General features: G+C 65.9%; 23 protein-coding genes and 1 tRNA gene. 5 read left to right on the forward strand and 19 right to left on the reverse strand.

Features of this window, described 5'->3' with window-relative positions; all coding sequences use genetic code 11:
* The first annotated feature begins 47 nt into the window (after positions 1 to 47).
* Positions 48 to 551 (forward strand): hypothetical protein, encoded by a 504-nt coding sequence (locus IP92_RS11340; protein WP_145874638.1) that lies wholly within the window; start codon positions 48 to 50, stop codon positions 549 to 551.
* Between the two features lie 9 nt (positions 552 to 560).
* On the opposite strand, the gene IP92_RS11345 is transcribed toward IP92_RS11340, so the two are convergent.
* The 4 genes from IP92_RS11345 to IP92_RS11360 all read right to left on the reverse strand — a co-directional run bounded on the left by IP92_RS11345 (position 561) and on the right by IP92_RS11360 (position 3,907).
* Positions 561 to 824: a hypothetical protein gene (locus tag IP92_RS11345; protein WP_145874639.1), complete on the reverse strand. Its 264-nt coding sequence runs from the start codon at positions 822 to 824 to the stop codon at positions 561 to 563.
* A 214-nt stretch (positions 825 to 1,038) separates the two neighbouring features.
* The gene (locus IP92_RS11350) at positions 1,039 to 1,221 is read right to left on the reverse strand and encodes a DUF3606 domain-containing protein (protein WP_145874640.1); all 183 of its coding nucleotides are present in this window, start codon (positions 1,219 to 1,221) and stop codon (positions 1,039 to 1,041) included.
* 243 nt (positions 1,222 to 1,464) lie between these two features.
* Positions 1,465 to 3,480: a TonB-dependent receptor gene (locus IP92_RS11355; RefSeq protein WP_145874641.1), complete on the reverse strand. Its 2,016-nt coding sequence runs from the start codon at positions 3,478 to 3,480 to the stop codon at positions 1,465 to 1,467.
* Positions 3,481 to 3,568: 88 nt separating this feature from the next.
* A complete protein-coding gene (locus tag IP92_RS11360; RefSeq protein WP_145874642.1) occupies positions 3,569 to 3,907 on the reverse strand; it encodes a hypothetical protein in 339 nt (112 codons plus the stop codon).
* Between the two features lie 66 nt (positions 3,908 to 3,973).
* Here IP92_RS11360 and IP92_RS11365 point away from each other — a divergent pair, with 66 nt between their 5' ends.
* Positions 3,974 to 4,633: a hypothetical protein gene (locus IP92_RS11365; protein ID WP_145874643.1), complete on the forward strand. Its 660-nt coding sequence runs from the start codon at positions 3,974 to 3,976 to the stop codon at positions 4,631 to 4,633.
* A gap of 291 nt (positions 4,634 to 4,924) precedes the next feature.
* On the opposite strand, the gene IP92_RS11370 is transcribed toward IP92_RS11365, so the two are convergent.
* Both IP92_RS11370 and IP92_RS11375 read right to left on the reverse strand, forming a co-directional pair.
* Positions 4,925 to 4,998: transfer RNA gene (locus IP92_RS11370), tRNA-Gly, on the reverse strand.
* A gap of 79 nt (positions 4,999 to 5,077) precedes the next feature.
* A complete protein-coding gene (locus IP92_RS11375; RefSeq protein WP_145874644.1) occupies positions 5,078 to 5,689 on the reverse strand; it encodes a TetR/AcrR family transcriptional regulator in 612 nt (203 codons plus the stop codon).
* 159 nt (positions 5,690 to 5,848) lie between these two features.
* Here IP92_RS11375 and IP92_RS11380 point away from each other — a divergent pair, with 159 nt between their 5' ends.
* Positions 5,849 to 6,643: an SDR family NAD(P)-dependent oxidoreductase gene (locus IP92_RS11380; RefSeq protein ID WP_145874645.1), complete on the forward strand. Its 795-nt coding sequence runs from the start codon at positions 5,849 to 5,851 to the stop codon at positions 6,641 to 6,643.
* 6 nt (positions 6,644 to 6,649) lie between these two features.
* Positions 6,650 to 7,651 (forward strand): NADP-dependent oxidoreductase, encoded by a 1,002-nt coding sequence (locus tag IP92_RS11385; RefSeq protein WP_145874647.1) that lies wholly within the window; start codon positions 6,650 to 6,652, stop codon positions 7,649 to 7,651.
* A gap of 7 nt (positions 7,652 to 7,658) precedes the next feature.
* Here IP92_RS11385 and IP92_RS11390 read toward each other — a convergent pair whose 3' ends face one another.
* Entirely contained in the window at positions 7,659 to 8,648 is a 990-nt protein-coding gene (locus IP92_RS11390; protein ID WP_145874649.1) for a TraB/GumN family protein, read from the reverse strand.
* 122 nt (positions 8,649 to 8,770) lie between these two features.
* On the opposite strand from IP92_RS11390, the gene IP92_RS11395 reads away from it, so the two are divergent.
* Positions 8,771 to 9,991, forward strand: a complete 1,221-nt coding sequence (locus IP92_RS11395; protein ID WP_145874651.1) for a dienelactone hydrolase family protein — start codon at positions 8,771 to 8,773, stop codon at positions 9,989 to 9,991.
* Between the two features lie 12 nt (positions 9,992 to 10,003).
* Here IP92_RS11395 and IP92_RS11400 read toward each other — a convergent pair whose 3' ends face one another.
* The 12 genes from IP92_RS11400 to leuS form a co-directional block, all read right to left on the reverse strand.
* On the reverse strand, positions 10,004 to 10,813 hold the full coding sequence (locus IP92_RS11400) for a flagellin N-terminal helical domain-containing protein (protein WP_145874653.1): 810 nt from the start codon (positions 10,811 to 10,813) through the stop codon (positions 10,004 to 10,006).
* Positions 10,814 to 11,008: 195 nt separating this feature from the next.
* Positions 11,009 to 12,604, reverse strand: a complete 1,596-nt coding sequence (locus IP92_RS11405) for an SEL1-like repeat protein (protein ID WP_145874655.1) — start codon at positions 12,602 to 12,604, stop codon at positions 11,009 to 11,011.
* A 6-nt stretch (positions 12,605 to 12,610) separates the two neighbouring features.
* The gene (locus IP92_RS11410; protein ID WP_145874658.1) at positions 12,611 to 14,842 is read right to left on the reverse strand and encodes a putative bifunctional diguanylate cyclase/phosphodiesterase; all 2,232 of its coding nucleotides are present in this window, start codon (positions 14,840 to 14,842) and stop codon (positions 12,611 to 12,613) included.
* Positions 14,843 to 14,844: 2 nt separating this feature from the next.
* Positions 14,845 to 17,001, reverse strand: a complete 2,157-nt coding sequence (locus IP92_RS11415; RefSeq protein WP_229418724.1) for an HDOD domain-containing protein — start codon at positions 16,999 to 17,001, stop codon at positions 14,845 to 14,847.
* Between the two features lie 212 nt (positions 17,002 to 17,213).
* Positions 17,214 to 18,500 (reverse strand): multidrug effflux MFS transporter, encoded by a 1,287-nt coding sequence (locus IP92_RS11420; RefSeq protein WP_145874660.1) that lies wholly within the window; start codon positions 18,498 to 18,500, stop codon positions 17,214 to 17,216.
* 194 nt (positions 18,501 to 18,694) lie between these two features.
* Positions 18,695 to 19,906, reverse strand: a complete 1,212-nt coding sequence (locus tag IP92_RS11425; protein ID WP_371860919.1) for a THUMP domain-containing class I SAM-dependent RNA methyltransferase — start codon at positions 19,904 to 19,906, stop codon at positions 18,695 to 18,697.
* 139 nt (positions 19,907 to 20,045) lie between these two features.
* Complete coding sequence (locus IP92_RS11430) at positions 20,046 to 20,648, reverse strand: 2-hydroxychromene-2-carboxylate isomerase (protein ID WP_145874663.1); 603 nt, start codon at positions 20,646 to 20,648, stop codon at positions 20,046 to 20,048.
* A 16-nt stretch (positions 20,649 to 20,664) separates the two neighbouring features.
* Positions 20,665 to 21,093: a CopD family protein gene (locus tag IP92_RS11435; protein WP_145874666.1), complete on the reverse strand. Its 429-nt coding sequence runs from the start codon at positions 21,091 to 21,093 to the stop codon at positions 20,665 to 20,667.
* 17 nt (positions 21,094 to 21,110) lie between these two features.
* Positions 21,111 to 22,403, reverse strand: coding sequence for a glutamate-5-semialdehyde dehydrogenase (locus IP92_RS11440; protein ID WP_229418725.1), 1,293 nt, complete (start codon positions 22,401 to 22,403; stop codon positions 21,111 to 21,113).
* Complete coding sequence (gene holA / locus IP92_RS11445; RefSeq protein WP_145874668.1) at positions 22,400 to 23,419, reverse strand: DNA polymerase III subunit delta; 1,020 nt, start codon at positions 23,417 to 23,419, stop codon at positions 22,400 to 22,402. The genes IP92_RS11440 and holA overlap by 4 nt, the downstream gene beginning before the upstream one ends.
* Before the next feature lies 1 nt (position 23,420).
* Positions 23,421 to 24,095, reverse strand: a complete 675-nt coding sequence (locus tag IP92_RS11450) for an LPS-assembly lipoprotein LptE (RefSeq protein ID WP_145874670.1) — start codon at positions 24,093 to 24,095, stop codon at positions 23,421 to 23,423.
* Between the two features lie 4 nt (positions 24,096 to 24,099).
* Complete coding sequence (leuS, locus tag IP92_RS11455; protein ID WP_145874672.1) at positions 24,100 to 26,745, reverse strand: leucine--tRNA ligase; 2,646 nt, start codon at positions 26,743 to 26,745, stop codon at positions 24,100 to 24,102.
* Positions 26,746 to 26,777: the final 32 nt, after the last annotated feature.

A 26,777-nucleotide genomic window follows, 5' to 3' on the forward strand; every position in this document is an offset into this window, starting at 1 on the left:
GCGGCCTGCGATAATGGCGCTCTTTTTGTCGTCACGAAGCGCAGCACATGGCCCTCGCCCTCAACATCGCAATCATCGTCGTCGCGCTCATCGCGCTGTATTTCCTGCTGAAGGGACGGCCTAAGCCCGCGCCATGGCAAGGCCATCCGAGCGGCGGCTCGTACACGCCGGTGCCCGAGGGCGCGCCCGTGCGCCACTGGTCCGACGGCGGCCGCTTCGAACTGGAAGTGGTCGGCGAATCGCGCTACCGCGACACGATCGCACGGCTGGCCGGCGCACATGGCGCCGACAAGGCCGATGCACGCCACCCGGCACTGCTGCTGCCGGACGACGCCAATCCCTACGAAGACAAGGCGGTGGCCGTGTTCCTGGCCGGCGAGATGGTCGGCTACCTGGCGCCGAAAGACGCGCTGGCGTTTCGCGAGATGCTGGCGCGGCATGAGATCGCCGGCCAGCTCACGTCGACGGATGCGGCGGTGCGCGGGGGCGGCGAGTGGGAAGGCAAGCGCCTGGCCTACACCGTGTCGCTCGACGTGTCGCTGAAGGACTGACGGGCAGCGTCAGGCCGCGCCTTGCTGGACCACGCGGATGCGGTCTTCGACGTGCCCGCCGTCGATCAGTTCGCGCGCCAGCGCGCGCGCCTCGATCTCGGCCGCGTGCTCGCGCTTGAACAGCGCCGGGGTTTCGATGAGGATGGGCGGCTCGAACGTGCGGCCCGTGTAGCGGTGCGATTTGATCAGAATCTGCCCGCGATAGCGCCCGGCCGATTCTTCGGTCACCTCGACGCTGTAGACGTAACCTTTTACCCAGATGTCTTCGGTCATGCTACTTCTACAAAGTGTGAATGCCTGTGTAACTGCGAGAGGAAGCGGGCATGCTAGCACGCGCAGCCTCGGCCGCGCGCACGCTTGCCGCTGACCTGACAGGACAAATCGGCTGGCCGAACCGCCATGCCCGGCCGCCGCTTTACAGCTTCTCGGTACAGCTTCTCAGTACAGATTCTCAGTACGGCTTGTCCTTACGGCTTCCCACTGCGCCTCAATGCAGCTTGCCCACATGCTGGCGCACGGCCTCGACGCTCGGCCCGGCTTCCTTCACGGCCTGGCGCAGTTCGTCTTCCGACAGCCCCAGCTCCTTCGTCCAGTAGCGCAGTTCCCACGGCTCATTGACGTTGATCCGCGAGCGGTCCTGCGGCCCTCGTTGTTGCAGATTATCTGACATGATCTTCTCCTTCAAGCACGACACACGTCGTAAAGCAAAGGATCGCGCATGACCCATTGCTCGTCGGTTAGATGCCGCACCCTAAGGCAAGTTCCATCCGCTGCGTCGGCGGGGGGTGGTCCAGGTCGCGTACGTGTGGGCGAAACGGGCCGGGCAGCGCGCACGTTCGCGCTGTGGCGAAGGCCAGGGCGCCGGCGGTAACCGATACTCGGGTTCCGCCGGCCGGTGGGGAAGAAAACTCGGTCAGAACTTCGCGCGCACGCCGAACACGAAGCTGCGGCCGGCCAGCGGCGCGATGTCCTTCAGCACCGACGTCGACACGCGGATCTCGTCGTTCAGCAGGTTCTTCGCCAGCACGAAGTAGGTCAGGTCGTAGTCGCCCACCTTCTGCGTGTACGACACGTTCGCGTTCAGCTGGTTGTAGCTGTCCGTCGGCGTCGTCTCGAACGATGCGAGGCGGTCCTGGCCGCGCGCATGCACGAGCGACAGGCCAGCGCGCAGCGCATCCATCCGGTAGCCGACGGAAGCGCCGACGCGGTCGGCCGGCTGCAACGGCAGGCTGCCGCCGGCATCGAGCTTGCCGCGCGACGTGTCGGCGAACACGCGGCCGGACCAGCCGGCGCCGTATTCGTTGTACGTCAGCTCGGCCTCGGCGCCGCGGATCGTCGCATTGGCCTGCTCGAAGATGCGCTCGCGCAGCTCATCGCCCGGATTACCTTCCTCGTCCAGCAGATTGCCCGTGACGTTGCCGTAGATGTAGTCGTTGACCTTGTTGCGATAGACGTTCGCCTTCCACCGCACCAGGCCACTGGTCTTCTGCAGCGACAGCTCGACGTTGCGCGACGCCTCCTTCTTGAAATCGGCATTGCCGATGTCGAAGGTGGCGGTCGCGTCGTGCGGACCGTGCGAATACAGCTCTTCGGTGGCGGGAGCGCGCTGCGCGTACGAAAACGTAAGGCCCGCGCTGTAGCCCTGCATGAACGGCCACAGGGCGCCGACGGAACCGGACTTCAGGTCGAACGAGCGGTCCAGCCCCGTGACAGGTTCGCGCTTGACGTGCTCCAGGCGGCCGCCGGCCGACAGCCGCACCGGCCCCAGGTCCTTTTCCTCGACGAGGAAGCCGGCCTGCGACGTCGACCGGGTAGTCGGCACCGTATCCGGGCCGCCCTCGGCGGACAGCGCGGAGAAGTGCGTGTTCTCCGTCTGGATGCCGAACGTGCCGCGCCAGCCCGCCACCGGCAGGTGCGACAGCTCCAGGCGGGTTTCCGTCGAACGGTTCTTGAAGATCACTTCCGGTGCATCGTCCTCGCCCAGTTCGGCGTGCTCGTAGTCCGTGTGGCCAGCTTTGAACTTCAGGTTCTCGAAGCCGGCGAACGGCGCCTTGACGAGGCCTTCGACGTCGTAGCGCGTCTGCTTCTGGTCGATCTTCGAACCTTCCGCGCTGGGGATGCCGTACAGGTTCGTCAGGTGCGACACGGAGGCGCCGACGTAGCCCCACTCGTCCACGTACGAGCTGCCCAGGCCCGCGTTGCGCTCGCGCGTAAACGAGTTGGCGAGGCGGCCGGAGCCCGACTCCGGATCGCCGATCACGCGCGTGCCGGGGATCTTGTAGTCGTCGGCGTTGCGCCAGTTGCCGTCCGCGTGCAGCGCGAACTTGCCGATCGCGCCATCGAGCGTGCCGGAGGCGTTCTTGCCCTGGTCGACGGTGCTGTAGCGCGCCTCGGCCTGGCCCGTCAGCTTTGGTTCGAGCGCGGTGGGAATGCGCTCGTTGACGACGTTGACCAGGCCGCCGATCGCGCCAGAGCCGTACAGCAGCGCGGCCGGGCCGCGCAGGATTTCGATCTGGTGCGCGACGGCGCCTTCGGCCGCCACCGCGTGGTCGTTCGACAGCCCGGACACGTCGGAGACGGCCATGCCGTTCTCCAGCATCTTCACGCGCGGACCTTCCATGCCGCGGATGATCGGGCGCGAGGCACCGGCGCCGAACGCGGAAGCGGACACGCCCAGTTCCTGCGACAGCGTCTCGCCCAGCGAGCTGCCGGCCTTGTCGCGCAGCTCGTCGCCTTGCAGCACCTTGGCCGGCGTCAGGATCTGCTCGCCCTCGGCGCTGCGGAACGGGTTGGCGGTGACGACGACCTTCGGGACGACGTCGTCGGCCGCCGGTGCGGCATCGGGGGCCGCATCGGCGAAAGCGGCGGTGTGGAAGGAAGACAGGGCGGCCAGGATGGCGCTGGCCAGCAGCGTGCGTTGCGTGTTCATTGAATATTCAACCTCGAAAAGAATGACGAGCCGCCGCCGCGCAAGCGATGCGCGGCGGCTCAAGCGATAACGGATGACTTGGTGCTGGTCAGGCGCGAGGCGGCGCGCGCGGCTGGAACACGCACACGACCTGCAGGCAGGCCGGCGACGTGGCGGCGGAAACAAAGGTCGGGTAGCTGGGCGCTACGGCCTTGAACGAATAGGTGGGCAAGCCACCCAGCCCGAACACGAGCTGGTGGGCGGTAAGGCACTGGCCGCACAGGTGGTCGGCCGACAGGGGCCGCGGTTGGCCGTCGTCGTCGTCGTCGCTCGCCACCTGCTCCGTGCCGATGCGCTGCAAGTGCGCATAGCCGTGCCCCAGCGCCAGCTGCTGGGAGACCAGCAACAGCAGCGAGAGCAGCAGTTGAACGAGGATGCGTGAGGACATGCGGCGCGTATCGGTACCTGTGGTTGCCGGCTCCACCGCGGGGGCCGGTTGCGCGGGGATTATACGATGATTTCGGCGCACCGGCTGCTTCCGGCTGCTCCGTCTTCATGCACCGCACGGAAGCACAGCTTCCTTTATGCGGCGCACCGACTGCATAATTCTTGCCTTCTTGAATCGGAATTCTATTTACGCGACTATGTAAAAGATTTTAAGCTAGTTATCTCCCACAAAATGCAGGCGCTTCAAGAACCCTTGCAACCGATGTTAACTCAGCAAATCATAGATTATTACTCCGCCACGACTAAGCCGCTTGCGCTGACCAGCCGGCCTTTGTCTGACCCGGATGGGCAGGACGCGATGTGGTTTTCCGGCAAACTGTGGAAGGAAATCCGCAGGGATGATTGGAACAGGCATCCAGGCGCTTTTTCGGCGTTCACACCGGAAGCGTTCAGATATTATTTTCCGTCCATTCTGATGTGCGCCCTGGAAGCACCAGTCGAATGGTCGTATCCAATCGATTCTTTACTACAGGCTCTTGATCGAACGCCTGACAAGAGTCTTTGGGACGAATTTTTCACATCTCGCCTGTGTGGTTGGAAATCGGCGGAGTACGCGTTACTTCTGGATTGGTTGCTCTATCTGTCGGAGCAAGGTAAGGAGATGTGGGGCGAGCATCTGGATCGGAGTTACGACACGGTGCAATTGCTTCGCGAATCAGCTTCTTAGACACGGCAATTCAATCTCAAGCATTGCCCTGCGGCCCTCGAAACGGTGCCCCAGGGGTGGCGGACCAGCGATACCTCGGCCGGATGTCCGCTGGTCTGCCGAACTCGTTCTGCAAGCAGCTGGGATACCGCACGGCCGTGCTGCCTGCGCAATGATTGAACTTGGGTCTCGCCTGGAAGACGCACGAATCAACAGGCACCGAGGCGCCAGCTACGAACCTGGCTGGCCAGGCTTGCGGGATCAGCTTCGCGATGAGCAAAGCCTCAGGAAGAGGAAAGGCTTTATAAACACTGGAGCGGGTGAAGGGGATCGAACCCTCGTCTTAAGCTTGGGAAGCTCCTGCTCTACCATTGAGCTACACCCGCGTTGCCCGCATTCTACGCGGCTTTTCCCCGCATTGACAATATGGCAGTCTGCCGAGGCCGGCCCTGGCGTGCGTACGGATCAGTGCGTGCCGTCCTCAGCCGAGGAGTCCCCCGCGGCGGCGTCCAACGACGCAAGCACCTTGTCGCGGCAGACCACCAGGATTTCATCGGCAAGGGGCGAGTCGTCCGGACAGGCGCGCGACATGACCAGCGCCCCGACCACGTGCGCCAGCATGTCGAGGCAGCCGGCGCGCCGCGCGGCCTGGTCCACTCCATCCGCCCCCTCCTCCCCGGCGCCGCACCCCAGCGCAGCCAGCAGGCTCTCGATGCCCGCGGCGAACGTGGCGCGCACGGCTTCCGGCTGGCGCGCGGCATCGCCGCCCAGCGCCGCCATCGTGCAGCCCGTGGCGCGCGCGTCGCGATGCTGGCGCGACAGGTAATGGCGCACGAACGCCGCCTCGTCCGCGCCGTCCGACAGCGCCGCCGTCTGCGCGATGCCGCATGCCGCCGATTCCGCCATCAGGTCCGCCTTCGAGCGGAAATGCTTGTAGAAGCCGCCGTGCGTGAAGCCGGCGGCCGCCATCAGGTCGGCAACGCCGACTCCATCGTAGCCGCGCTCGCGAAACAGCGCGGACGCCGTCTCGACGACCCGTTCCCGGTTGGCTTGCGCCTGCGCCTTCGTCACCTTCATATCCCACCTCGTTATCCGCAAGCCCCCACTATACATTGATGTCGATCGTAATCAAACCCTTGACACGATAGATTATGACCGTCATCATTAAGCCATCCCACCATTTCCGGCGGGTCGGATGCGCGCCGCCGTCCACACTCACCTTTGCGAAAGAGCCTCATGAATCCATCCACCACCATCCTGATCACGGGCGCTTCCAGCGGCATCGGTGCCACCTACGCCGAGCGCTTCGCGCGCCGCGGGCACGACCTCGTGCTGGTCGCACGCGACAAGGAACGTCTCGACGCGCTGGCGGAGCGCCTGCGCGCGGACAGCGGCGTCGCCGTCGAAGTGCTGCAGGCCGACCTGACCCAGGCGGCCGACCTCGCGGCGGTCGAACAGCGGCTGCGTGACGACGCCCGCATTGGCGTGTTGATCAACAATGCCGGGATGGCGCAGACGGGCGCTTTCGTCCAGCAGGGCGCGGAGGCCATCGAACGCGTCATCGCGCTGAACACGACGGCGCTGACCCGGTTGGCGGCCGCTGTTGCGCCCCGCCTGGCGCAGGCGGGGACGGGCGCCATCGTGAACATCGGTTCTGTCGTGGGGCTCGCCCCCGAACTGGGCATGACCCTGTATGGAGCGACCAAGGCCTTCGTGCTGTTCCTGTCGCAGGGCATGAGCCTGGAGCTGTCGCCGCGGGGCGTCTACGTACAGGCGGTGCTGCCGGCCGCGACGCGCACCGAGATCTGGGAGCGGGCCGGCATGGATATCAACCAGCTGCCGGAAGTGATGGAGGTCGGCGAACTGGTTGACGCGGCACTGGTGGGCTTCGATCGGCGCGAGGCGGTCACGATCCCGCCGCTGCACGTGGCCGACCGCTGGGATGCGCTCGACGGCGCACGCCAGGGCCTGATCTCGGACATCCGCCAGGCTAACGCGGCCGAACGTTACCGGCAACCGATCGGGCAGTGAACCGCCATGCAAGCACTGACATTCCAACGCTACGGCAAGTCACCCGACATCGGCATCACCGAGGTTACCCTCCCGGCACTACGGCCTGACGAGCTGCTCGTCCAGGTGCACGCCGCCGGGGTGAACCCGATCGACAACATGATCCCGACAGGGATGTTCAAGCCCGTGCTGAAATTCGCGCTGCCGGCCACGCTGGGCAGCGATGTCGCCGGCATCGTGATCGAGACCGGCCGCGACGTGACACGGTTCAAGCCGGGCGATGCGATCTTTGCCAGCGTGTTCGACCTGGGCAGGGGTACGCTGGCCGAATTCGTCGCCGTGCCGGAAAGCGCCGCCGCATTGAAGCCGGCCAACCTGGATTTCGTGCAGGCGGCCGCCGTGCCGATGGTCGCGCTGACGACCTGGCAGGCGTTGCGCGAGCGCGCCGGCCTGCGGCCCGGCCAGAAGGTGTTCGTGCCCGCCGGGTCGGGCGGCATCGGCACCTTCGCGATCCAGCTGGCGAAGCACTTCGGCGCCATCGTGGGAACGACCACCAGCACCGGCAACGTCGAACTGGTGGCCGGCCTGGGCGCGGACGAGATCGTCGACTACCGCAAGCAGGAATTCGAGCAGGTGCTGCAGGGCTATGACGTCGTGCTCGGCACACTCAGGGGCGACACGATCGAGAAATCGATCGGCATCCTGAAGCCGGGCGGCAGCATCGTCTCGCTCGTCGGCCCGCTCGATGCCGCGTTCGCCCGTGCGCGCGGGCTCAACTTCCTGCTGACCTTCGTGTTCGGCCTGATGAGCCGGAAGATCAAGCGCCGCGCCGCCGCACGGGACGTCAGCTATGGGTTTCTCTTCGTGCGTCCCGACGGCGGCCAGCTGGCCACGATCGGCCAACTACTGGAGCAGGAGCGCATCCGCCCGGTGATCGACAAGGTGTTTCCGTTCGCCGAGGCGAAGGAAGCGCTGGAGTACCTGGCGCAAGGGCGCGCCAAGGGCAAGGTGGTCGTTCAGCTCAGGTGAAGCGCGCCTACTCCGGCTGCTCGACCTTGTAGCCCTGCGCTTCGAGCGCGGCGAGGTAGCTGTCCTTGCCGACGATGCGCTCGATCGGCAGCACGGCGAACGTGCTCCTGTTCGCGGCCAGCGCCTTGCCGGCCGTCTCCAGCCAGTACTTGCGCACGCGCGCGTCGATGTCCGTCAGGCCGCGCTCCTTCATGACCGTGCTCTCCTCCACCGCGTGGGAGCACGCCGAATCCTGCTCGGAGAAGTCAAGCGCGCGGATGCCCGCGATGTCGCCTTTCGCCCACGCATTGGCGCGCGCCTGGTAGGCGCTGACGTCCGTTTCCAGCAGGTCGATCGTCCGGGCCAGGCAGGCGACGTCGTCCAGCGTCGACTTCTTGAAGTCGCGCACCGCCTTGACGGGGCTGTCCACCGGCAGCTCCAGCTTGACGGGCGTGATCTTCACGTTGTTCTGCTTGGCGAGCTTGAGCAGCTTGTCGCGCACGTCCTTGCCCAGCGACAGGCCGGCCGCGCCCGCGGCCTTTTCCGTCAGCTCGCCCGCCACGAAGAACGGGCGCTTGCGGTCATAGTCGGCGTCGTCCTTCAGGTACTTCTTGCGCAGCACGAGCCAGCGTTCGTAGGTGTCGGCCGGCAGCAGGTCGTGCAACGTCTTGCCGTCGGGGTTCTTGTCCATGCCGATCATGAACGGCAGCAGGGTCAGGCTGCGCAGGAACCCCACGCCCAGCTCCGCATAAGGCGCCGTCAGCATCTCCTGCGATTGGGCGATGATGTTTTCGACCTGCTGCGAACGCCATTCCATCTTCTTCGGCAGCGGCGCGTAGGTGCCGAACACCCACATCACATGATCGTCCTTCGTGACCTTCCACAGGCCGGGACCGGGCTTCTGGCCGACGACGAGGATCTGTTCCGGCGGCGCCTCCGCTGTCGGCGGTTCGCTTTGCGCCAGGGCCGCATGGGCGAAGAGGGACAGGCACAACGCGGCAATGACAGGCTTGGACATCGTGGACTCCTTGTTGGTTTTATCGTGGGGCGCGCCCGAACATAGCATAGCGCCGCAACATGAAGGCAATCCTAAGCGTTGTGGCAAGATGTGGGCCTGCCGCGAACAACAGGAGACGCCGAATGAGCAATGCCGAGCATGCCGACACGCCAACGTACGATCACGGAACCAGTGCCGGTCTGACTGCCGCGCTGCGGCTTCTCGGCGCCTGCGCCATCGCGGCATGGATGACGGGCGCGCACGCCCAGGACTACCAGGCGCCCGGCGTCGAACACAATATGCCCGCCTTCGCGCCGGCATTGAAGGCGAAGATGACGTTTCCGCTGGCGTACTCGCCGGACGTGAAGGACCTGGCGGCATGGCGTGCCAAGGCCCGTGCGAAGGTGTGGGAAGCCACGCTCCAGCAGCCCGACGACACGCCGTTCCAGCCGCAGGTGATCGCGGAGCAGGACCGCGGCAGCTACGTGGCGAAGCAGGTGGTGTTCAACCTCACGGGCATGAGCCGCGTGCGCGCGCTGCTGCTGGTGCCGAAGGGCGCGGGCCCGCATCCGGCGATGCTGATGCTGCACGACCATGGCGGCAAGTTCGACATCGGCAAGGAAAAGATGATCGAGCCGTTCGGCGCGGCCGACGCGGCGAAGCATGCGTCCGCGAAGGCATGGGCTGACAAGCACTTCTCGGGCCGCTGGCCGGGCGACGCGCTGGCCGCGCGCGGCTACGTGGTGCTGTGCGCGGACGCCGTCGGCTGGGGCGATCGCGGCCCGCTGACGGGCGAGGCGCAGCAGGCGCTCGCGTCGAACTTCTTCAACCTGGGCAGCTCGATGGCCGGCAACATGGCGCTGGAAGACGTGCGCGCCGCCGCCTTCCTTGCCGCGCTGCCCGACGTGGACAAGACGCGCGTCGCAGCGCTCGGCTTCTCGATGGGCGCGTTCCGCGCGTGGCAGGTGGCGGCGCTGTCGGACGACGTGAAGGCCGTCATCGCCTCGAACTGGATGGCGACGACGGACGGCCTGATGGTCCCCGGCAGTAACCAGTTGAAGGGATCCTCGGCATTCCAGATGATGCATCCGGGCCTGCTGCGCTGGCTCGATCATCCGGACGTCGCGAGCCTGGCCGCGCCGAAGCCGGCGCTGTTCTTTGCCGGCGCGGAGGACAAGCTGTTCCCCGTCGACTCCGTGCGCGTCGCCTACGCGAAGATGGCGCGGGTGTGGCGCGCGTGGGGTGCGGCCGACAAGTTCGAGGCCCACGTGCGGCCCGGCGGCCACGCCTTCCCCGTCGAGGCGCAGGAGCAGGCGTACGACTGGCTGGACCGCCAGTTCGGGCGCGCCGCTACCGCGCGCTAGTGTGCTGAATCGCTAGCGCAGCAGCTGCAGGATCTGGTTCGGCATCGAGTTCGCCTGCGCCAGCATCGCGGAGCCGGCCTGCTGCAGGATCTGCGCACGCGTCAGGTTGGCCGCCTCGGCGGCGAAGTCCGTATCGAGGATGCGCGAGCGCGACGCGGCCAGGTTCTCCGACGTCATCGACACGTTGTTGTAGGCGTAGGTGAGGCGGTTCTGCATCGCGCCGAGCCGCGCGCGCTCGATGTCGATGAAGTCGATCTTGCTGTCGATGTACTGCAGCGCCAGCGTGGCGCCGGCGTGATCGCTCATGTCGATGTCCTCGTCCTCGTGCGTGAAGACGGCAGCGATCTGGAACATCAGCAGGTCGCCGGCGCGCTCGCTGGCTTGGATCGCGCCGGAGAACGAACCGTCCAAGAGCGCCATGCCGTTGAAGCGGGTGTCGACGACGAGGCGCTGGTTCTCCTTCACCAGCTCGTCGGCCTCCAGCTGGATCGCCCGGCGGTCGCTCGCATTGTTGGTGTCGTTCGCGGCCTGCACGGCCAGCTCGCGGATGCGCTGGAAGTTGTCGCCGATCTGGCCGAGCGCGCTTTCCGCAGTCTGCGTCAGCGAGATGCCGTCATTGATGTTGCGGCCGGCCTGCGCCAGGCCGCGCAGGCGCGACGTCATCCGCTCCGAGATCGCCAGCCCGGCCGCGTCGTCCTTCGCCGAATTGATCCGCAAGCCGCTGGAGAGGCGTTGCAGGGACGTCGTCACATCCATGCCCGAACGCGTGAGCGCGCGCTGCGCGAACAGCGAGCTGACGTTCGTGTTCAAAGTCATTGCCATCGCGGCACCCTTATCTGATGGGGAGAAGGCTTTCCCCTACTCAGCAGTAACGGCGCGGAATTGCCAAACTTCATCACCAATTGTCACTAAGAATCAAATTATTGATGAGTTCGTGTCCCCTCGTGCCAGGCACCAAGGGACATTTGTTAAAGTTGAGCTCGTGTCCCCTGGTGCCTGGCACCAGGGGACACGAGCTCAACCGTTGCTGGTGGAGGTGATGATCAGATCGAGATGGGTGTTGGGTGGCGTGGCGGCGGCAAGCCGCAGTTCGGCTTCGCGGACGTATTTCGTTGCCGCTTGCTCGCCGTTGCGCTCGGCGAGCTGGAACCATTGCAGCGCCTGGGTCATGTCGGCCGTGGCGCCCTGGCCCGCGAAGTACATGAGGCCCACGTTCAGCTGGGCGCGGGCGTGGCCTTGCAGCGCGGCTTTCAGGTACCAGGCCAGCGCTTGAGCGAAGTCGCGCGGTACGCCCTGGCCGTTGTCGTAGCGCAGCGCCAGCGTGAACTGGGCCAGCGTGTGGCCTTGCTCGGCCGCCTTGCGGTACCAGCCGTTCGCCTGCACGACGCTGGGTGCGGGGCCGTCGTCGCGGTCGTGCAGCAGGCCCAGGTTGTACTGCGCCGCCGCGTAGTCCTGCTCCGCGGCGCGCTGGTACCAGTGCATCGCTTCGCGCAGGTCCAGCGGCACGCCCTGCCCCGTTTCGTGGCGCAGCCCGAGGTCGAACTGGGCGCGCAGGTGGCCCTGGCTGGCGGCCTGGCGGAACCAGGCCAGCGCCTGGGCCGCGTCGCGCGGCACGCCGGTGCCGCTGTCGTACAGCAGGCCAAGATGGTATTGGGCGGACGGGAAGCCCTGGTCGGCCGCCTTGCGGTACCACTGCGCCGCCGCGGCCAGGTCGCGGGGCACGCCCTGCCCCAGCTCATGGCGCTGGCCCAGGTTGTGCTGCGCGGCGGCGTGGCCCTGTTCGGCCGCGCGGCGGTACCACTCGATGGCCTGCTGCTCGTCGCGCGGCACGCCCTGGCCGTTGTCGTGGATGAGGGCGAGGTTGAACTGCGCGCTGACGTGGTCCTGCTCCGCCGCCGCGCGGTACCAGTGCACGGCCTTCGCGCTGTCCTGTGCCACGCCGTCGCCCCGCTCGTAGCGCAGCGCGAGGCTGAACTGGGCCGGCGCGTGGCCCTGCTCGGCCGCCTTGCGGTACCAGGCGGCGGCCTGTTGCGCATCCTTGGCGACGCCTTGCCCGCTGTCGTAGCGCAGCGCCAGGTTGTACTGGGCGCGCGCATAGCCTTGCTCGGCGGCCTTGCGGTACCACATGATCGCCTGCGCGAAGTCCTGCGGCACGCCCTTGCCCGTGTCGTACATCATGCCCAGGTTGTTCTGCGCACCCGCGTCGCCCTGCTCGGCCGCCTTGCTGAACCAGTGGCGGGCCCGCTCGGCATCCTGCGGCAGGCCCTGGCCTTTCGCGTACAGCCAGCCCAGGTTGTACTGCGCGGCCGCGTAACCCTGTTCGGCCGCCAGCTGGTACCAGCGCGCCGCCTCGTCCAGGTCGGCGTCGACGCCCTGCCCCTTCTGGTACATCACCCCCAGGTTGTACTGGGCATGCTCCAGGCCCGCGTTGGCGGCCTGCCGGTACCACGCCATCGCCAGCTCGTAACTTTGCGGCACGCCGTCGCCGTTGAAGTACATGAAGCCCAGGCTGTGCTGGGCGTTGGCGACACCGCGCTCGGCCAGCGCCTTGATGCGCTGGAATTCATCGGAACCCCCGGCCGTATCGACGGCCTGCACTGCGTTATCCCCCATCGCGCCTTACGCCTGCACGGCGATCATCGGCGGCGCCGGCGGCACGTTCTGCCCCTGATTCTGCGCCTGATTCTGCGCCTGCAGCACGCCGACGAACGACGTCAGCGCGATCGGCCGGTGGTACAGGTAGCCCTGCATCGTCGTGCAGCCGTTCGCCTGCAGGTAGCGCGCTTGCACCTCGGTCTCGACGCCTTCGGCGATCAGGTGCAGGCCCAGGCCGCGGGCGATCGAGATGATCGCCAGGATCACCGGGTAGTGGCCGTTCTCGTCGTGGATCTCCTTGACGAAGCTCTGGTCGATCTTGATCGTGTGGATCGGGAAGCGGTGCAGGTAGGCCAGCGACGAATAGCCGGTGCCGAAATCGTCGATCGCCACCGACACGCCCAGCTGGCACAGTTTATTCAACTGCTCGATCGCGTACTGCGGATTGCGGATGCAGATGTTCTCCGTGATCTCCACTTCGATCTGCGCCGGCGAGATGCCGTAGCGCGTCAGCGCGCCGCGCATCTTCTCGAAGAAGTCACCGCGGTCCAGGTATTGCGGCGACAAGTTCAGCGACAGCCGGATGTTGTCGCCACCGGCCTGGTTCCACAGCAGCAGGTCGCGGCACAGCGCGCCCAGCATCCAGTCCGACAGCGGCAGCATCAGCCCGTTCTCTTCCGCGAACGGCAGGAACTCGCCGGCCGACAGCAGGCCGCGCTGCGGATGGTTCCAGCGCATCAGCCCTTCCGCGCCGATGATGCGGCCCGTGGCCACGTCCACCTGCGGCTGGTAGTACATCTCCAGCTCGTTGTTCTCCAGCGCGCGGCGCAGCGCCTGCTCCAGCGCGATCTTCTGGTGCGACATGTCCAGCATCGAGTTGTGATAGAAGCTGTGGCCGTTCTTGCCCAGCGCCTTCACCTGGTACATCGCGATGTCCGCGTGGCGCAGCAGCTCGTCGATCGATTCGCCGTCGGTCGGATACACGGCGATGCCAATCGACGCGGAGATGTGCACGACGTGGCCATCCAGGTCGAACGGCTTTTGCAGCGCCTCGAGGAATTTTTCGGCGATCACCTTGGCATCGTTGCGGTCGCGCAGTTCCGGCAGCACGATCGTGAATTCGTCGCCGCCCTGGCGCGCCAGCGTGTCGCCCTTGCGCAGGCATTCCTTCAGCCGCGCGGCCGCTTGCTGCAGCAGCTCGTCGCCCTTCACGTGACCGAGCGTGTCGTTGACGAGCTTGAAGCGATCCAGGTCGATGAACATCACGGCCAGCTCCGTCAGCTTGCGCTTGGCCTGGATCACCGCGAGGCCCAGGCGATCCTTGAACAGCATGCGGTTCGGCAGGTCCGTCAGGATGTCGTGGTAGGCCTGGTAGGAGATCATCTCCTCGGCGCGCTTGCGGTCCGTGATGTCGCGCGCCACGCCGTAGGTGCCGAAGAATTCGCGCTTGTTCTGCTTGCTCTCCGGGCCGTCCGGCACGTGCATGCCGATCGCGTTCAGCGAGATCGTCATCAGGGTATTGTTGAACGTGCGGTCGGCGCCGCCCGTCGCGCTCTTGCACTTCAGGCGCAGCTCGACGTTGCGCGACGCGCGCTCGTCGACGCGGCGCTCGTTGAACACGTAGCGGGCCCGTTCCAGGTCCTCGTCGTGCACGAGGATCGAGTAGTGCTTGCCGATCAGCTCATCGCGCGTGAAGCCCAGCAGCTGGTAGGCGCGGTCGTTGATGAACGTGAAGTTGCCCTCGTGGTTCAGCGTGTAGATGATGTCCGGCGAGCTGTCCACCAGGTAGCGGTACATCTTCTCGGAGTTTTCCAGCCGCTGGGCGATGCACTGGTTGTCGACGGCCAGGCGGCGCTTCTGCAGCGCGTTCTCCACCGTCTTCAGCAGCTCCTCGCGGCTGTATGGCTTGCGCAGGTAATCGTAGGCGCCCCGCTTCAACGCGCCGATCGCCGCTTCGATGCCGACGTCGCCGCTCATCACGATCACGTCGCAATCGAACTCCTCTTCGTTGATCACGTCCATGATCTCGTGGCCGCTCATGTCGGGCAGGCGCAGGTCCAGCAGCACGAGGTCGAACTGCATCCGGTGCAGGTGCGCCAGCGCCTCGCTGCCGCAGGTGGCGGTGACGAGGTGGTAGTCGCGGTCGCGCAGCAGTTCGTACAGCGACGACAGCAGACGCGGTTCGTCGTCCACCAGCAGCAGGCGGGGGAAGAAGTCGGCAGGGCCGGCCGGTGAGAGGTCGGTATTCACGTTCATCCTTACGCTTCCATCACGCGCGCGGGCACTGCCGCGAGCTGGCTGTTGCTGCCGCGGGCGGGCAGCAGAATTTCAAAGCTGGTGCCGTCCTTGCCGCTGCGGCAGGTGATCAGCCCATTCAGTTTCTTGACCAGGTCGTGGACGATCGACAGTCCCAGGCCATGGTGCTTGCCTTCCTTCTTGCTGGGCACCTGCGCGAACAGGTTCGCCAGCACCTCCGGCGCCAGGCCCGGCCCCGTATCGGCCACGACCAGCTCCACGTACAGCTTGCGGTCGCGGTTCACGTGGCCGCGGTTGGCGATCTCGATGCGCCCGCCCCCTTCCAATGCCTCGATCGAGTTCTTCACGAGGTTGACGAGGATCTGCTTGAGCAGGTCGGCATCGCCATCGATCTCGTTCGGATCGTCCTGCATGCGCACCAGCACCTGCACCGAGGCGGGAATGAAATCGGTGGCGCGGAACAGCCGCAGCACGTCGTCGACGACGCGGGCGATGTTCGTCACGCGCGTCGTGTCGGTCGGCTGCAGGTCGGCCAGGCCGTTGATCAGCTGGCCCACGCGGTCGATCTCCTCGTTCAGGATCGACATCTCCGCCACCACCGGCTCGCGCCGCGCCAGCTTCGCATCGAGCACCGACAGGTAGTTCTTGATGATCGACAGCGGGTTGTTCACTTCATGCACGACACGGCGCGACGCCTCGCGGTATTCCTCCGCCACGTGGGTGATCTGGCGGCGCGCCCGGCTCCGTTCCGCGATCGCCGTCTCCAGCGCCGCCGCAGCTTCCTTGCCGAACGCCTGCATGAAGCCCTCGCGCTTGCCGATGGCCGGCAGCTGCCACGCGGCGACGCCGCCCACCAGCACGCCGAAGCAGCGCTGGCCCGCCACCAGCGGCAGGCATGCCATCGCTTCGGTGCCGAGGATGCGGAACAGCTGCTCCTCGGCGATGCCGAGCGGCTGCGTGCCGCGCGTCAGCAGCGTCAGCTTGCGGTTGGCGGCAGCACCGGCGATCGCGCTGCCCGCTGCGCCATGCCGGCCCAGCGGAATCGAGAACTCGGCCAGCCGCTGCTGGTGTTCGCCGGCCGCGGCGCCGACGAGCGCCTGGCCCGTCGGGTCTTCCAGCAGGATCACCGTGGTGCCCAGGTCGAACAGGATGCGCGCCGAGCGCGTCACCGCTTCCAGCATCGCCGTCTCGCCCTGCTGGCGGGCGAACGTCTGCCCCATCTCCGTCACGAGCACCATATTGCGCACCTCTTCCTGCAGGCGCGCCTGCACGGGGTCGACCGGCGGCGCGGGCATCTGCGCGGGCAGCGCGACGATGTCGTCCGCGCCGGCGAGATCGATGCCCAGGTACTCGGCCGATTTCTGCACCTGGCGCGCGGCGGCCTTCAGCACGGCATCCAGGTCGCGCGGCGCGACGCCACAGAACTCGGCGGCCGTGTCGATCGCCGCGCCCAGGTCCGGGTGGTACACCAGCAGGTGGGCCAGGCGCACGATGCGGATCAGCGGATGCGCCGCGGCCAGGCGCGCCACGGGCTCGTGGTGATACAGCACGCTGTCGGCCAGGAACGAATCCAGGTTCCAGCGCTCGACGAGCCACGCGCCCGCCTCCGTGTGCGTGATCTGCAACGTGCGCTGCTCGACGGCGCACAGCTCCTCATCGTCGCGCGCCATGAAGTTGTTGGCGTATTCGCGCGGCGCCGTGGCCAGCAGGGCCAGGCGGCCGACGTTGTGCAGCAGGCCCGCCAGGTACGCTTCCTCGACGTGCGGGTACTCCATCATCCGCGCCACGTCGCGCGCGACGACGGCCGCGCCCAGCGAATGCTTCCAGAACGCGCGCAGGTCGGCGCTGCCGGAATGGGGGAAGTTGTTGAAGGTCTGGAACACGGATTCGCTGATGACCAGCGTCTTGATCATGTCCGTGCCGAGCGAGACGAGAGCCTGCTCCAGGCCGGCCGTTCGATTGACGCGGTAGGCCGAGCTGTAGGCAACGGACAGGATCTTGCCCGTCATGCCCGCATCCTGGGCGATCAGCGCGGCCAGCTCCGGCATGCCGGCTTCGTCGGCCTGCAACATCTCGATCAGCTTGATCAGGATCTGCGGCATCGCCGGCAGCCTGGCAACGGTCAAGCGGTTGCGAATGTCGTGGTCTGGTTGGTGCATCGTATCACTGCCGCCGTGGACGTCTTCCGAATAAAGGCGGCCCCTGCCGCGTCCGGCATGCCACCTGATCTGTACTCCGCTGTTGGGTCGGATGGTTCCGATGCGCTGTTGTTGTTTTCTTAACGCAACTTAAGATTCATCCTAGCATAAATATACATTAACTTGTAGGAAACATAAATTTCCTAGTGAACTCGTTCTAAAATTTCTGCAAATTAATGTTGCTCTGCGGTTTGGGGCGTTAGCATGCGCCGGTACACGCGCGCCGTCAACCACAAGCCGAGCGCCAGCGATGTAAACACGAGCTGTCCGATGGCCAGCCACAACACCGAGCCGGCCAGCGCCGGCGCGATGACGCCGGCCACGATGGCACCGGCCAGCGTCGTCTCGAACGACTGGCACGAGGCCACCGTGCCGCGGATGTGCGGGAACAGGTCCAGCGCCATCAACGTGGCGGCCGGCGCGACGACGGACATGCCGAACGTGTAGAAGAACAGCGGCAGCAACGTCCACGGCACGGCGGGCGGCACGAACAGGTGCCACGCGACGTTGATGCCGGCAGCCCCCAGCAGGAAGCAGAAGCCGACGGCGATCTGCCGTTCGAACGTGATCTTGCCGGCCAGCCGGTTGGCGAACAGCGCGCCCGTGAAGATGCCGGAGACCGCCGGGATGAACAGCCACCCGAACTGGTCGGGCCCCAGGTGCAGCTGCTCCGGCAGCATGCGCGGTGCGGCCGTGATGTAGACGAACAGGCCGGAGAAATTCAGCGCGACGATCAGGGACTTCAGGTGGAACAGCGGCGAGCCGAGGATCTCGCGATAGCTGCCGACGAGGAAACGGGGATTGAACGGCTGGCGCCTGTGCAGCGGCAGCGTCTCGGGCAGCCGCCGCCAGCAGACGACGAACAGGCCGATCGCGAACGCGAACAGGGTCAGGAAAATCGCACGCCAGTCCAGGTACTTGACGATCACGCCACCCATGATCGGCGCCACGGCCGGCGCGATCGAGAAGATCATCGTCACCAGCGACAGCAGCCGGGCCGCCTCGGCATCGTGGTACAGGTCGCGGATGATCGCCCGCCCGACGACGACGCCGGCACCGGCCGACACGCCCTGCAGCATGCGGAAGAACCACAGGTAATGCACCGTGTGCGCGGCGGCGCAGCCGATGGTGCCGATCGCGAACAGGATCAGCGACACGAGGATCACGTTGCGCCGGCCAAATGCATCGGACAGCGCGCCATGCCACAGCACCATCGCCGCGAACGACAGCATGTAGGCGGTGAGGCTTTGCTGCACTTCGAGCGGCGTGGCGGCCAGCGAGCGGCCGATCTCGGGGAACGCGGGCAGGTAGGCGTCGATCGAGAACGGCCCGAGCATCGACAGCGCGGCCAGCACGACGGCCAGCGCGCCCCGGCTCAGCGGGCGGGTATGCGGCTTCTTGCGCGGCGGCGCGGGCGGGACGGGATCGGGAGGGATGTCGGCTGGGGTGTCGGGGAGCATCGTGCTTCTTCGCTTATCCAAAGTTAACCCAGAAGCAGAGACAGGGGTCGGGAAGGAGTGATGGCTTGCAAGCCATCACCGCTTTGCCGGCGGAGAGCAAGCTCTCCAAAACCCCGGCTAAGCCCCGGCGGGTCCGACCCCAGGTTTCGCCTTGGGGTTACATTCGACCGTACCGGCACTCCAGCCGGTCAGTATCACTCTTCGCTTTTCGGTTTCGCTTCTTCGCGCCGGTTGAAACCGGCCACCATGTCGAAGCGGAACAGGCGGCATTCCAGCGCGCCGTTGAAGAACGGCGTCTTGCGCGACTCCTTCAGCCGCAGCATCTTCGGCAGGTTCAGGTCGGCCGTGAACAGGTAGGCCGTCCACCCCGCGAAGCGCTGCTTCAACGTCTTCGAGAGGTCGGCGTAGAACGATTTCGCCAGCTCGTCTTCCGGCAACGTGCTGTCACCCCGCACGCCGATCCGCTCGCCGTATGGAGGATTCGTCAGCAGGATGCCCGGCGTGGCGGTCGGCGGCTGCACCTGCTGCGCCTCGATCTGCTTCAACGGAACGTCGAACAGGATACCGGCATTCCTGAGATTGTGGCGCGTCATTGCGACCATGTCGCCGGAGATGTCGGAGCCGAAGATCGTCGGTTCGGACGGCAGCGGGTTCGGTTTGAACGATGCCTTCATCTCCAGCCACGGGGCCGGATCAAAGTCATGGAATTTCTCGAACGCGAAGCGGCGGCGCGCGCCGGGCGGCACGCCCTGCACCATCTGCGCGGCCTCGCACAGGATCGTGCCGGAGCCACACATCGGGTCGAACAGCGGCATGCCAGGCTTCCAGCCGGATACCCGCAACAGGCCGGCGGCCAGGTTCTCGCGCAGCGGCGCGTCGCCCGTCTCGCTGCGCCAGCCGCGCTTGAACAGCGCCTCGCCGGACGTATCGAGATAGACGATGAACTGGCGCTGGTCGAGGAAACCTGCGATGCGCATGTCCGGCTCGCGCGTGTCGACGGACGGGCGCTTGCCGTACATGTCGCGGAAGCGGTCGCAGACGGCATCCTTGATCTTCAAGGTCGTGAACTCGATGCTCTTCAACGGCGACTTGATGGCCGTGACGTCGACACGGATCGTGTGGTCCACGCCGAACCACTCTTCCCACGGCTGCGCGAGCACGAGGTCGTAGATGTCGTTTTCGTTCTGGTAATGGCACACGCCCATGCGCATCAGCACGCGCGACGCGATGCGTGAATGCAGGTTGATGCGGTAGGCGTCGTACAGGTCGCCGGAGCAATGCACGCCGCCGGGCACCTGGTTGTGCACTTTCAGCGTGGCGCTGTGGGTGGTTTGCGCGATCTCGGCCAGCTCTTCAGCGAGCGCCGCTTCCATGCCGCGCGGGCAGGGGCAGAAATAGGAGGTCATCGGGATACCTTTTGTCCGTTGTGAAATGCAAAAATACGGGTCACCGAGGAGCCACAGGCTCAAGTCGAAACCCAGAAGCAAACCCCGGGGTCAGACCCGATGGGTCTGACCCCAGCTTTACGCCGTTGGTTCTTAAAACTCAACCGGCACGCATCGCCCGTTCCAGAAAATCGAGCCGGTCCTGGCCCCAGAAGCTTTCGCCGTCCAGGATGTACCACGGCGAGCCGAACACGTTGGCGGCGGTGCCGGCTTCCGTGTTGCGGTCGTATTCGGCCTGCACGCTGGCCGTCGGCGCGGATTTCAGCAGCTGCGCGCCGTCCAGCTCCAGGTCGTTCGCGCAGCCGATCAGGGTCGCTTCGTCGGCGATGTTCTTTTCTTCCGCCCACAGGCCGCGCATGATCGCTTGCGCCAAGTTCAGCGCCACGTCCAGGCCGTGCGACAGCCGGGCGGCGATGATCAATTTCGCGGCGGCGTCGGGCGACACGGGAAAGAACTTCGGCTGCACGTTCAGCGGCATGCCGAGGAACGCCGACCAGCGCGCCAGTTCGACGAGGCGGTAAGCCTGCCGCTGCGGCGGGCGTTTGGCCAGCGGCAGGCCGCCGGACGCGTTGAACACCTTGCCCAGGTCCAGCGGCCGCAGGTCGATCTGCACGCCATGCTTGCGGCACAGCGCCACGAAGCGTTCGTGGCCCAGGTAGGCCCACGGCGAATGCGGGGCAAAGTAGTACAGGCAGGTCTTCATGCGTCCTCCGAGCAAATCAGAATGGCTTGACGACGACGAGGATCACGATCGCCAGCAGCAGCAGCACCGGCACCTCGTTGAACCAGCGGTAGAACTTGTCGCCGCGCTTGTTCACGCCGCGCTCGAACTTCTTCAGCAGCGAACCGCAAGCGTGGTGGTAGCCCAGCACGAGCACGACGAACAGCAGCTTCGCATGCAGCCAGCCCGGCATCGTCATGCCCTGCGGCGTGCGGTACTGCATCCACGTCAGCAGCAGGCCGAACACGACGGCCGGCACCGCGAGCATCGTCATGAAGCGGTACAGCTTGCGGGCCATCAGCAGCAGGCGCTCCGTCGTCGCCCCCGGCTGTTCCATCGCCAGGTTGACGAAGATGCGCGGCAGGTAGAACAGGCCGGCGAACCAGGACACGATGAAGACGATGTGCAGCGCTTTAATCCACAGCATAGGGGCTCGATTCCTTGTTATTTGCGCGTTTCGCCGTGGCCGAACACCACGTACTTCAGCGACGTCAATCCTTCCAGTCCCACCGGGCCGCGGGCATGCAGCTTGTCGTTGGAAATGCCGATCTCGGCGCCCAAGCCGTATTCGAACCCGTCGGCAAAGCGCGTCGACGCGTTCACCATCACGGATGCCGAATCGACTTCGCGCAGGAAGCGCATCGCCGCGCTGTAGTCCTCGGTGACGATCGCCTCGGTATGCTTCGACGACCACGTGTTGATGTGGTCCATCGCCGCGTCGATGCCGTCGACGACGCGCACCGCCAGGATCGGCGCCAGGTATTCGGTGGCCCAGTCTTCTTCCGTCGCGTGCGCGAGGTGCGGGTAACGGGGCGTCGACAGGATCGCGTACGCCTCGTCGTCGCAGCGCAGCTCGACCTGCTCGGCCACGTACAGCTTGGCCAGCTCCGGCAGAACGGCCGGCGCGATGCTGCGCTCGACCAGCAACGTCTCCATCGTGTTGCAGGTGCCGTAGCGGTGGCATTTCGCGTTGAAGCCGATGTCCAGCGCCTTCTTCAGGTCGGCCTTCGCATCGATGTACACGTGGCAGATGCCGTCCAGGTGCTTGATCATCGGCACGGTGGCTTCTTCCATCAGGCGGGCGATCAGGCCCTTGCCGCCGCGCGGCACGATCACGTCCACGTATTGCGGCATCGTGATCAGCGCACCGACGGCGGCGCGGTCGGTCGTGTCGACCACCTGCACGCCGTCTTCCGGCAGGCCCGCGTCGATCAAGCCCTGCTTGACGATCTTCGCCAGCGCGCGGTTGCAGTGGATCGCCTCCGAGCCGCCGCGCAAGATCGTCGCGTTGCCGCTCTTGATGCACAGGCCCGCCGCATCGACCGTCACGTTCGGCCGCGCTTCGTAGATGATGCCGATGACGCCCAGCGGCACGCGCATCTGGCCGACCTGGATGCCGGTCGGGCGCACCTTCATGTTCGAGATTTCGCCCACCGGGTCTGGCAGCGCGACGATCTGGCGCAGGCCTTCGACCATCGTGGCGATCGCCTTCTCCGACAACGTCAGCCGGTCGACCATCGCCGGCGCCAGGCCGTTCGCGCGGGCCGCTTCCAGGTCCTGCTGGTTGGCGGCGCGCAGCGCGGCCGCATCGCGCTCGATCGCATCGGCGATCAGCATCAGCGCGCGGTTGCGCGTCGCGCTGTCGGCGCGGGCCATCGCGCGCGATGCGGTGCGGGCGCGCTTGCCCAGCTCCTCCATGTACTGCCTGACATCGTGTCGAACTGCGTCGTTCATCATTGTCCTCGAGCTATTCTCAACGCCAGCTGCAGCATGGCGTCCCACTGGTCGCCCGCGTACGCCTTGGCGCGCAAGCCCTTGACCATCTTGTCGACCTGGGCGGCCTGGCGCAGCGCGTCCTCCAGCACCGGCAGCGTCACGCGCCGCAGTGCCGGGTCCATCAGCCGCTCGCGCGGGCCCCAGATGCGGTATTCCTTCAGCAGCGCCGGCAGCGGCCGGCCCTGCGCCATCCCTGCCTTCAATTTTAGCAGCGTGCGGATTTCCTCGGACACGGCCCACAGCACCAGCGGCAGCGCCTCGCCCTCGCCCTTCAAGCCTTCCAGCATGCGCACGAGGCGCGCGGCGTCGCCCGCCAGCATCGCTTCGGACAGCTTGAACACGTCGTAGCGCGCCACGTTCAGCACGGCGTCGTGCACCTGCTCGTACGACAGCTTGCCCGCCGCGTGCAGCAGGCCCAGTTTCTGGATTTCCTGGTGCGCCGCCAGCAGGTTGCCCTCGACGCGGTCGGCGATGAAGTCGAGGCTTTGCCGGTCCGTGCTCTGGCCCTGCATCGACAGCCGCATCGAAATCCAGTTCGGCAGCTGCCCCCGTTCGATGTTCGGGATCTCGACGTACACGGCCGCCTGCTGCAGGGCCGCCACCCAGGCCGCCTTGGCCGTCTGCCAGTCCAGCTTCGGCAGCGTGATCAGCGTGAGATTATCCGGCGACAGGTCCTTCACATAGGCCTGCAGCGCCGCGGCGCCATCCTTGCCCGGCTTGCCCGTGGGGATGCGCAACTCGATCAGCTTCTTGTCGCCGAACAGCGAGAGCGCCTGGTTGGCGGCCAGCAGCTCGCCCCATTTGAAGCTGCGCTCCACCGTCAGCACGTCGCGCTCGGAATAGCCTTGCGCGCGGGCGGCACGGCGGATCTTGTCCGCCGCTTCCAGCGCGAGCAGGTGCTCGTCGCTGGTGATCACGTACAGCGGTGCCAGGGACTTGGCCAGGTGGCCGTCCAGCGCTTCAGCGCGGAGTATCATGCTACTCCTGGCGTTCCTTGGGCTCCGCAGGTCCCTGCGGCACCGGCGTGGCCGTCGTTCCCGGCTGCGCGACCGAACCCGGCGCGACGATGCCCGGCACGGACAGCGGGCTGACCGTGCTGGTCGGCGCCGCATCGGGACGGGACGGCTTGATCGCCGCCATGCGCCGCATCATCTGCTGCACCAGGTCCTTCTGCATGTCGCGGTACAGCTGCGCCTCTTCCTGTTCCTTCGCCAGCAGCTGCGTTTCGCTGAACGTGATCGGGCGCGTCAGCGTGATCTGCGTGGGGCCCAGCAGCTGGGTGCCCGTGCCATTCGTAACGCGGAAGACGATGTTATACGTCAGCAGGTATTCGCTGACGCGGCCGGCGCTGTTCAGCGACAGGATCGACTTGCTGCGCGTTTTTTCCGGATCGGTGATGACCTCGACGACACCATCGGCCCGCTTCGGATCGGTGACGATCGTCGTACCGCCGTTGACGCGGATGTTGCGCTTCAAGTCGATCGCCAGCGGCGACGAATCCGGCAGGCTGATGTACATCGACGAGAACGGCAGCGTGTAGTTGCCGCCCGAGCCGCGCAGGTGGAAGCCGCAGCCGGAAAGCGCGGTTGCGCTGCCGGCCAGCGCGGCCAGCAGCACCACGTTGCGGGTAATGCCTTTCAGAGTCGTCGCCATAGCCTTACACCACGATGTTGACCAGCTTGCCCGGCACGACGATGACCTTCTTCGGCGTCCCTTCGATGAACTTCCGCACGCTCTCCTCGGCCAGCGCGGCCGCCTCGATCGCCGCCTTGTCGGCGGCCTTCGGCACTTTCACGGAGCCGCGCAGCTTGCCGTTCACCTGGATCATCATCTCGATCTCGGACTGTTCCAGCGCGGCCGGATCGACCTGCGGCCAGGCCGTATCGAGGATGTCCTTGTTGGCGGCCGCGTAACCCAGCTCCGCCCACAGCACGTGCGTGATGTGTGGCGCGACGGGGTTCAGCAGGCGCAGGAAGATCGACAGGCCTTCCGAGATCACCGCCGACGATTCGGCGCTGTCGTCCAGCTTGGCCGACTCCAGCGTGTTCAGCATCTTCATGCAGGCCGATACCACCGTGTTGTACTGGATGCGCTTCAAGTCGTAGTCGGCCTGCTGCAGCACCTTGTGCAGTTCGCGGCGCAGCGTCTTGCCCGCGTCCGTGCTTGCATTCGCCGTGACGGTGGCACCGGCGGCGGCGATGCGGTCCTTCTGCGCGTATGCATACGCCCACACGCGGCGCAGGAAGCGGTTGGCGCCTTCGACGCCGCTGCCCGACCATTCCAGCGTCTGTTCCGGCGGCGACGCGAACATCGTGAACAGGCGGGCCGTATCGGCGCCGTACTGCTCGATCTGCGCCTGCGGGTCGATGCCGTTGTTCTTCGACTTCGACATTTTTTCCGTGCCGCCGATCGATACGGGCTGGCCGTCTTCCTTCAGCAGCGCCGATACCGGGCGGCCCTTGTCGTCGGTGGTCAGTTCCACGTCGGCCGGGTTGTACCACGTCTTCTTGCCCGCTGCGTCTTCACGGTAGTAGGTCTCGTTCAACACCATGCCTTGCGTGAGCAGGTTGACGAACGGCTCGTCGAATTTCACGAGGCCGAAGTCGCGCATCACTTTCGTCCAGAAGCGCGCGTACAGCAGGTGCAGCACGGCGTGTTCGATGCCGCCGATGTACTGCTCCATCGGCATCCAGTAATCGTTGCGGGTATCGACCATCGCATCGTTCGAGCCTGGCGACGTATAGCGCATGTAGTACCACGACGAATCGACGAACGTGTCCATCGTGTCCGTTTCGCGGCGCGCCGGCTTGCCGCATTTCGGGCAGTCGCACTTCAGGAAGGCCTCGTGCTTGTTCAGCGGGTTGCCCGTGCCGTCCGGCACGCAGTCTTCCGGCAGCACGACGGGCAGGTCTTCGTACGGCACCGGCACCGAGCCGCAGTCGGCGCAGTTGATCATCGGGATCGGCGTGCCCCAGTAGCGCTGGCGCGAGATGCCCCAGTCGCGCAGGCGGAACGTGACCTTCTTCTCGCCAAGGCCCAGCGCGGCCATGTCGGCAGCCACCGCATCGACGGCTTCCGCGTAACGCAGGCCGTCGTACTTGCCGGAGTTCGTGACGATCGACGCTTCCTTGTCGCCATACCATTCCTGCCATGCGTCCAGCGAGTATTCCTTGTTGTCGGCGGTGGTGATCACCTGCTTGATCGGCAGGTTGTATTTTTTCGCGAACGCGAAATCGCGCTCGTCGTGCGCCGGCACGCCCATCACGGCGCCGTCGCCATACGTGATCAGCACATAGTTACCGACCCAGACTTCCACCTGCTCGTTCGTCAGCGGGTGCGTGACGAACAGGCCCGTGGGCATGCCCTTCTTTTCCATCGTGGCCATGTCGGCCTCGATCACGGAACCCATCTTGCACTCGGCGATGAAGGCCTGCAGTTCCGCGTTGTTCTTCGCCGCGTGCGTGGCGATCGGGTGCTCGGCCGCCACCGCGCAGAACGTGACGCCCATGATCGTGTCGGGACGCGTCGTGAACACGAACATCTTGCCGTCGCCGATCAGCGCGCCATCGTCGCCCTTGATCTGGTGCGGGAACGCGAAGCGCACGCCGGTCGACTTGCCGATCCAGTTCGACTGCATGATGCGCACGCGCTCGGGCCAGCCGGGCAGCTTGTTGTCGACGAAGTCCAGCAGCTCTTCCGCATAATCGGTGATGCGGGCGTAGTACATCGGGATCTCGCGCTTCTCGATCAGCGCGCCGGAACGCCAGCCGCGGCCGTCGACGACCTGTTCGTTGGCCAGCACGGTCTGGTCCACCGGGTCCCAGTTCACGGTACCGGTCTTCTTGTAGATGATGCCCTTCTCGAGCATCTTCAGGAACATCCACTGGTTCCACTTGTAGTACTCGGGCTTGCAGGCCGTCATTTCGCGCGACCAGTCGATGGCCAGGCCCATCATCTCCATCTGCGAGCGCATGTGGGCGATGTTCGAGTAGGTCCACTGCGCCGGCGGCACGTTGTTCGCCATGGCCGCGTTCTCGGCGGGCATGCCGAACGCATCCCAGCCCATCGGCATCAGCACGTTGTAGCCGTTCATCCGCAGGTAGCGGTACATCACATCATTGATCGTATAGTTGCGCACGTGACCCATGTGCAGCTTGCCGGACGGGTAAGGCAGCATCGAGCAGGCGTAGTACTTGCCTTTCGGGAAACGCGGGTCGTTTTCGACGGCTTTGTAGGCGTCGATCGCCTTCCAGTGCGATTGGGCGGCTTTTTCGACGTCGGCGGGACTATATTTGTCTTGCATGATGGATGCAGAAAGTGGAAAACGGTGAAATA

It is taken from the genome of Pseudoduganella flava, from assembly GCF_007830495.1.
Classification (GTDB): Bacteria; Pseudomonadota; Gammaproteobacteria; order Burkholderiales; family Burkholderiaceae_D; genus Rugamonas; species Rugamonas flava.

Bases quoted from the DNA above. Each gene is read 5' to 3' on its own strand.
- IP92_RS11340 (WP_145874638.1), top strand. From the start codon at position 48: ATGGCCCTCGCCCTCAACATCGCAATCATCGTCGTCGCGCTCATCGCG.
- IP92_RS11345 (WP_145874639.1), bottom strand. From the start codon at position 824: ATGACCGAAGACATCTGGGTAAAAGGTTACGTCTACAGCGTCGAGGTG.
- IP92_RS11350 (WP_145874640.1), bottom strand. From the start codon at position 1,221: ATGTCAGATAATCTGCAACAACGAGGGCCGCAGGACCGCTCGCGGATC.
- IP92_RS11355 (WP_145874641.1), bottom strand. From the start codon at position 3,480: ATGAACACGCAACGCACGCTGCTGGCCAGCGCCATCCTGGCCGCCCTG.
- IP92_RS11360 (WP_145874642.1), bottom strand. From the start codon at position 3,907: ATGTCCTCACGCATCCTCGTTCAACTGCTGCTCTCGCTGCTGTTGCTG.
- IP92_RS11365 (WP_145874643.1), top strand. From the start codon at position 3,974: ATGATTTCGGCGCACCGGCTGCTTCCGGCTGCTCCGTCTTCATGCACC.
- IP92_RS11375 (WP_145874644.1), bottom strand. From the start codon at position 5,689: ATGAAGGTGACGAAGGCGCAGGCGCAAGCCAACCGGGAACGGGTCGTC.
- IP92_RS11380 (WP_145874645.1), top strand. From the start codon at position 5,849: ATGAATCCATCCACCACCATCCTGATCACGGGCGCTTCCAGCGGCATC.
- IP92_RS11385 (WP_145874647.1), top strand. From the start codon at position 6,650: ATGCAAGCACTGACATTCCAACGCTACGGCAAGTCACCCGACATCGGC.
- IP92_RS11390 (WP_145874649.1), bottom strand. From the start codon at position 8,648: ATGTCCAAGCCTGTCATTGCCGCGTTGTGCCTGTCCCTCTTCGCCCAT.
- IP92_RS11395 (WP_145874651.1), top strand. From the start codon at position 8,771: ATGAGCAATGCCGAGCATGCCGACACGCCAACGTACGATCACGGAACC.
- IP92_RS11400 (WP_145874653.1), bottom strand. From the start codon at position 10,813: ATGGCAATGACTTTGAACACGAACGTCAGCTCGCTGTTCGCGCAGCGC.
- IP92_RS11405 (WP_145874655.1), bottom strand. From the start codon at position 12,604: ATGGGGGATAACGCAGTGCAGGCCGTCGATACGGCCGGGGGTTCCGAT.
- IP92_RS11410 (WP_145874658.1), bottom strand. From the start codon at position 14,842: ATGAACGTGAATACCGACCTCTCACCGGCCGGCCCTGCCGACTTCTTC.
- IP92_RS11415 (WP_229418724.1), bottom strand. From the start codon at position 17,001: ATGCACCAACCAGACCACGACATTCGCAACCGCTTGACCGTTGCCAGG.
- IP92_RS11420 (WP_145874660.1), bottom strand. From the start codon at position 18,500: ATGCTCCCCGACACCCCAGCCGACATCCCTCCCGATCCCGTCCCGCCC.
- IP92_RS11425 (WP_371860919.1), bottom strand. From the start codon at position 19,906: ATGACCTCCTATTTCTGCCCCTGCCCGCGCGGCATGGAAGCGGCGCTC.
- IP92_RS11430 (WP_145874663.1), bottom strand. From the start codon at position 20,648: ATGAAGACCTGCCTGTACTACTTTGCCCCGCATTCGCCGTGGGCCTAC.
- IP92_RS11435 (WP_145874666.1), bottom strand. From the start codon at position 21,093: ATGCTGTGGATTAAAGCGCTGCACATCGTCTTCATCGTGTCCTGGTTC.
- IP92_RS11440 (WP_229418725.1), bottom strand. From the start codon at position 22,403: ATGATGAACGACGCAGTTCGACACGATGTCAGGCAGTACATGGAGGAG.
- holA (WP_145874668.1), bottom strand. From the start codon at position 23,419: ATGATACTCCGCGCTGAAGCGCTGGACGGCCACCTGGCCAAGTCCCTG.
- IP92_RS11450 (WP_145874670.1), bottom strand. From the start codon at position 24,095: ATGGCGACGACTCTGAAAGGCATTACCCGCAACGTGGTGCTGCTGGCC.
- leuS (WP_145874672.1), bottom strand. From the start codon at position 26,745: ATGCAAGACAAATATAGTCCCGCCGACGTCGAAAAAGCCGCCCAATCG.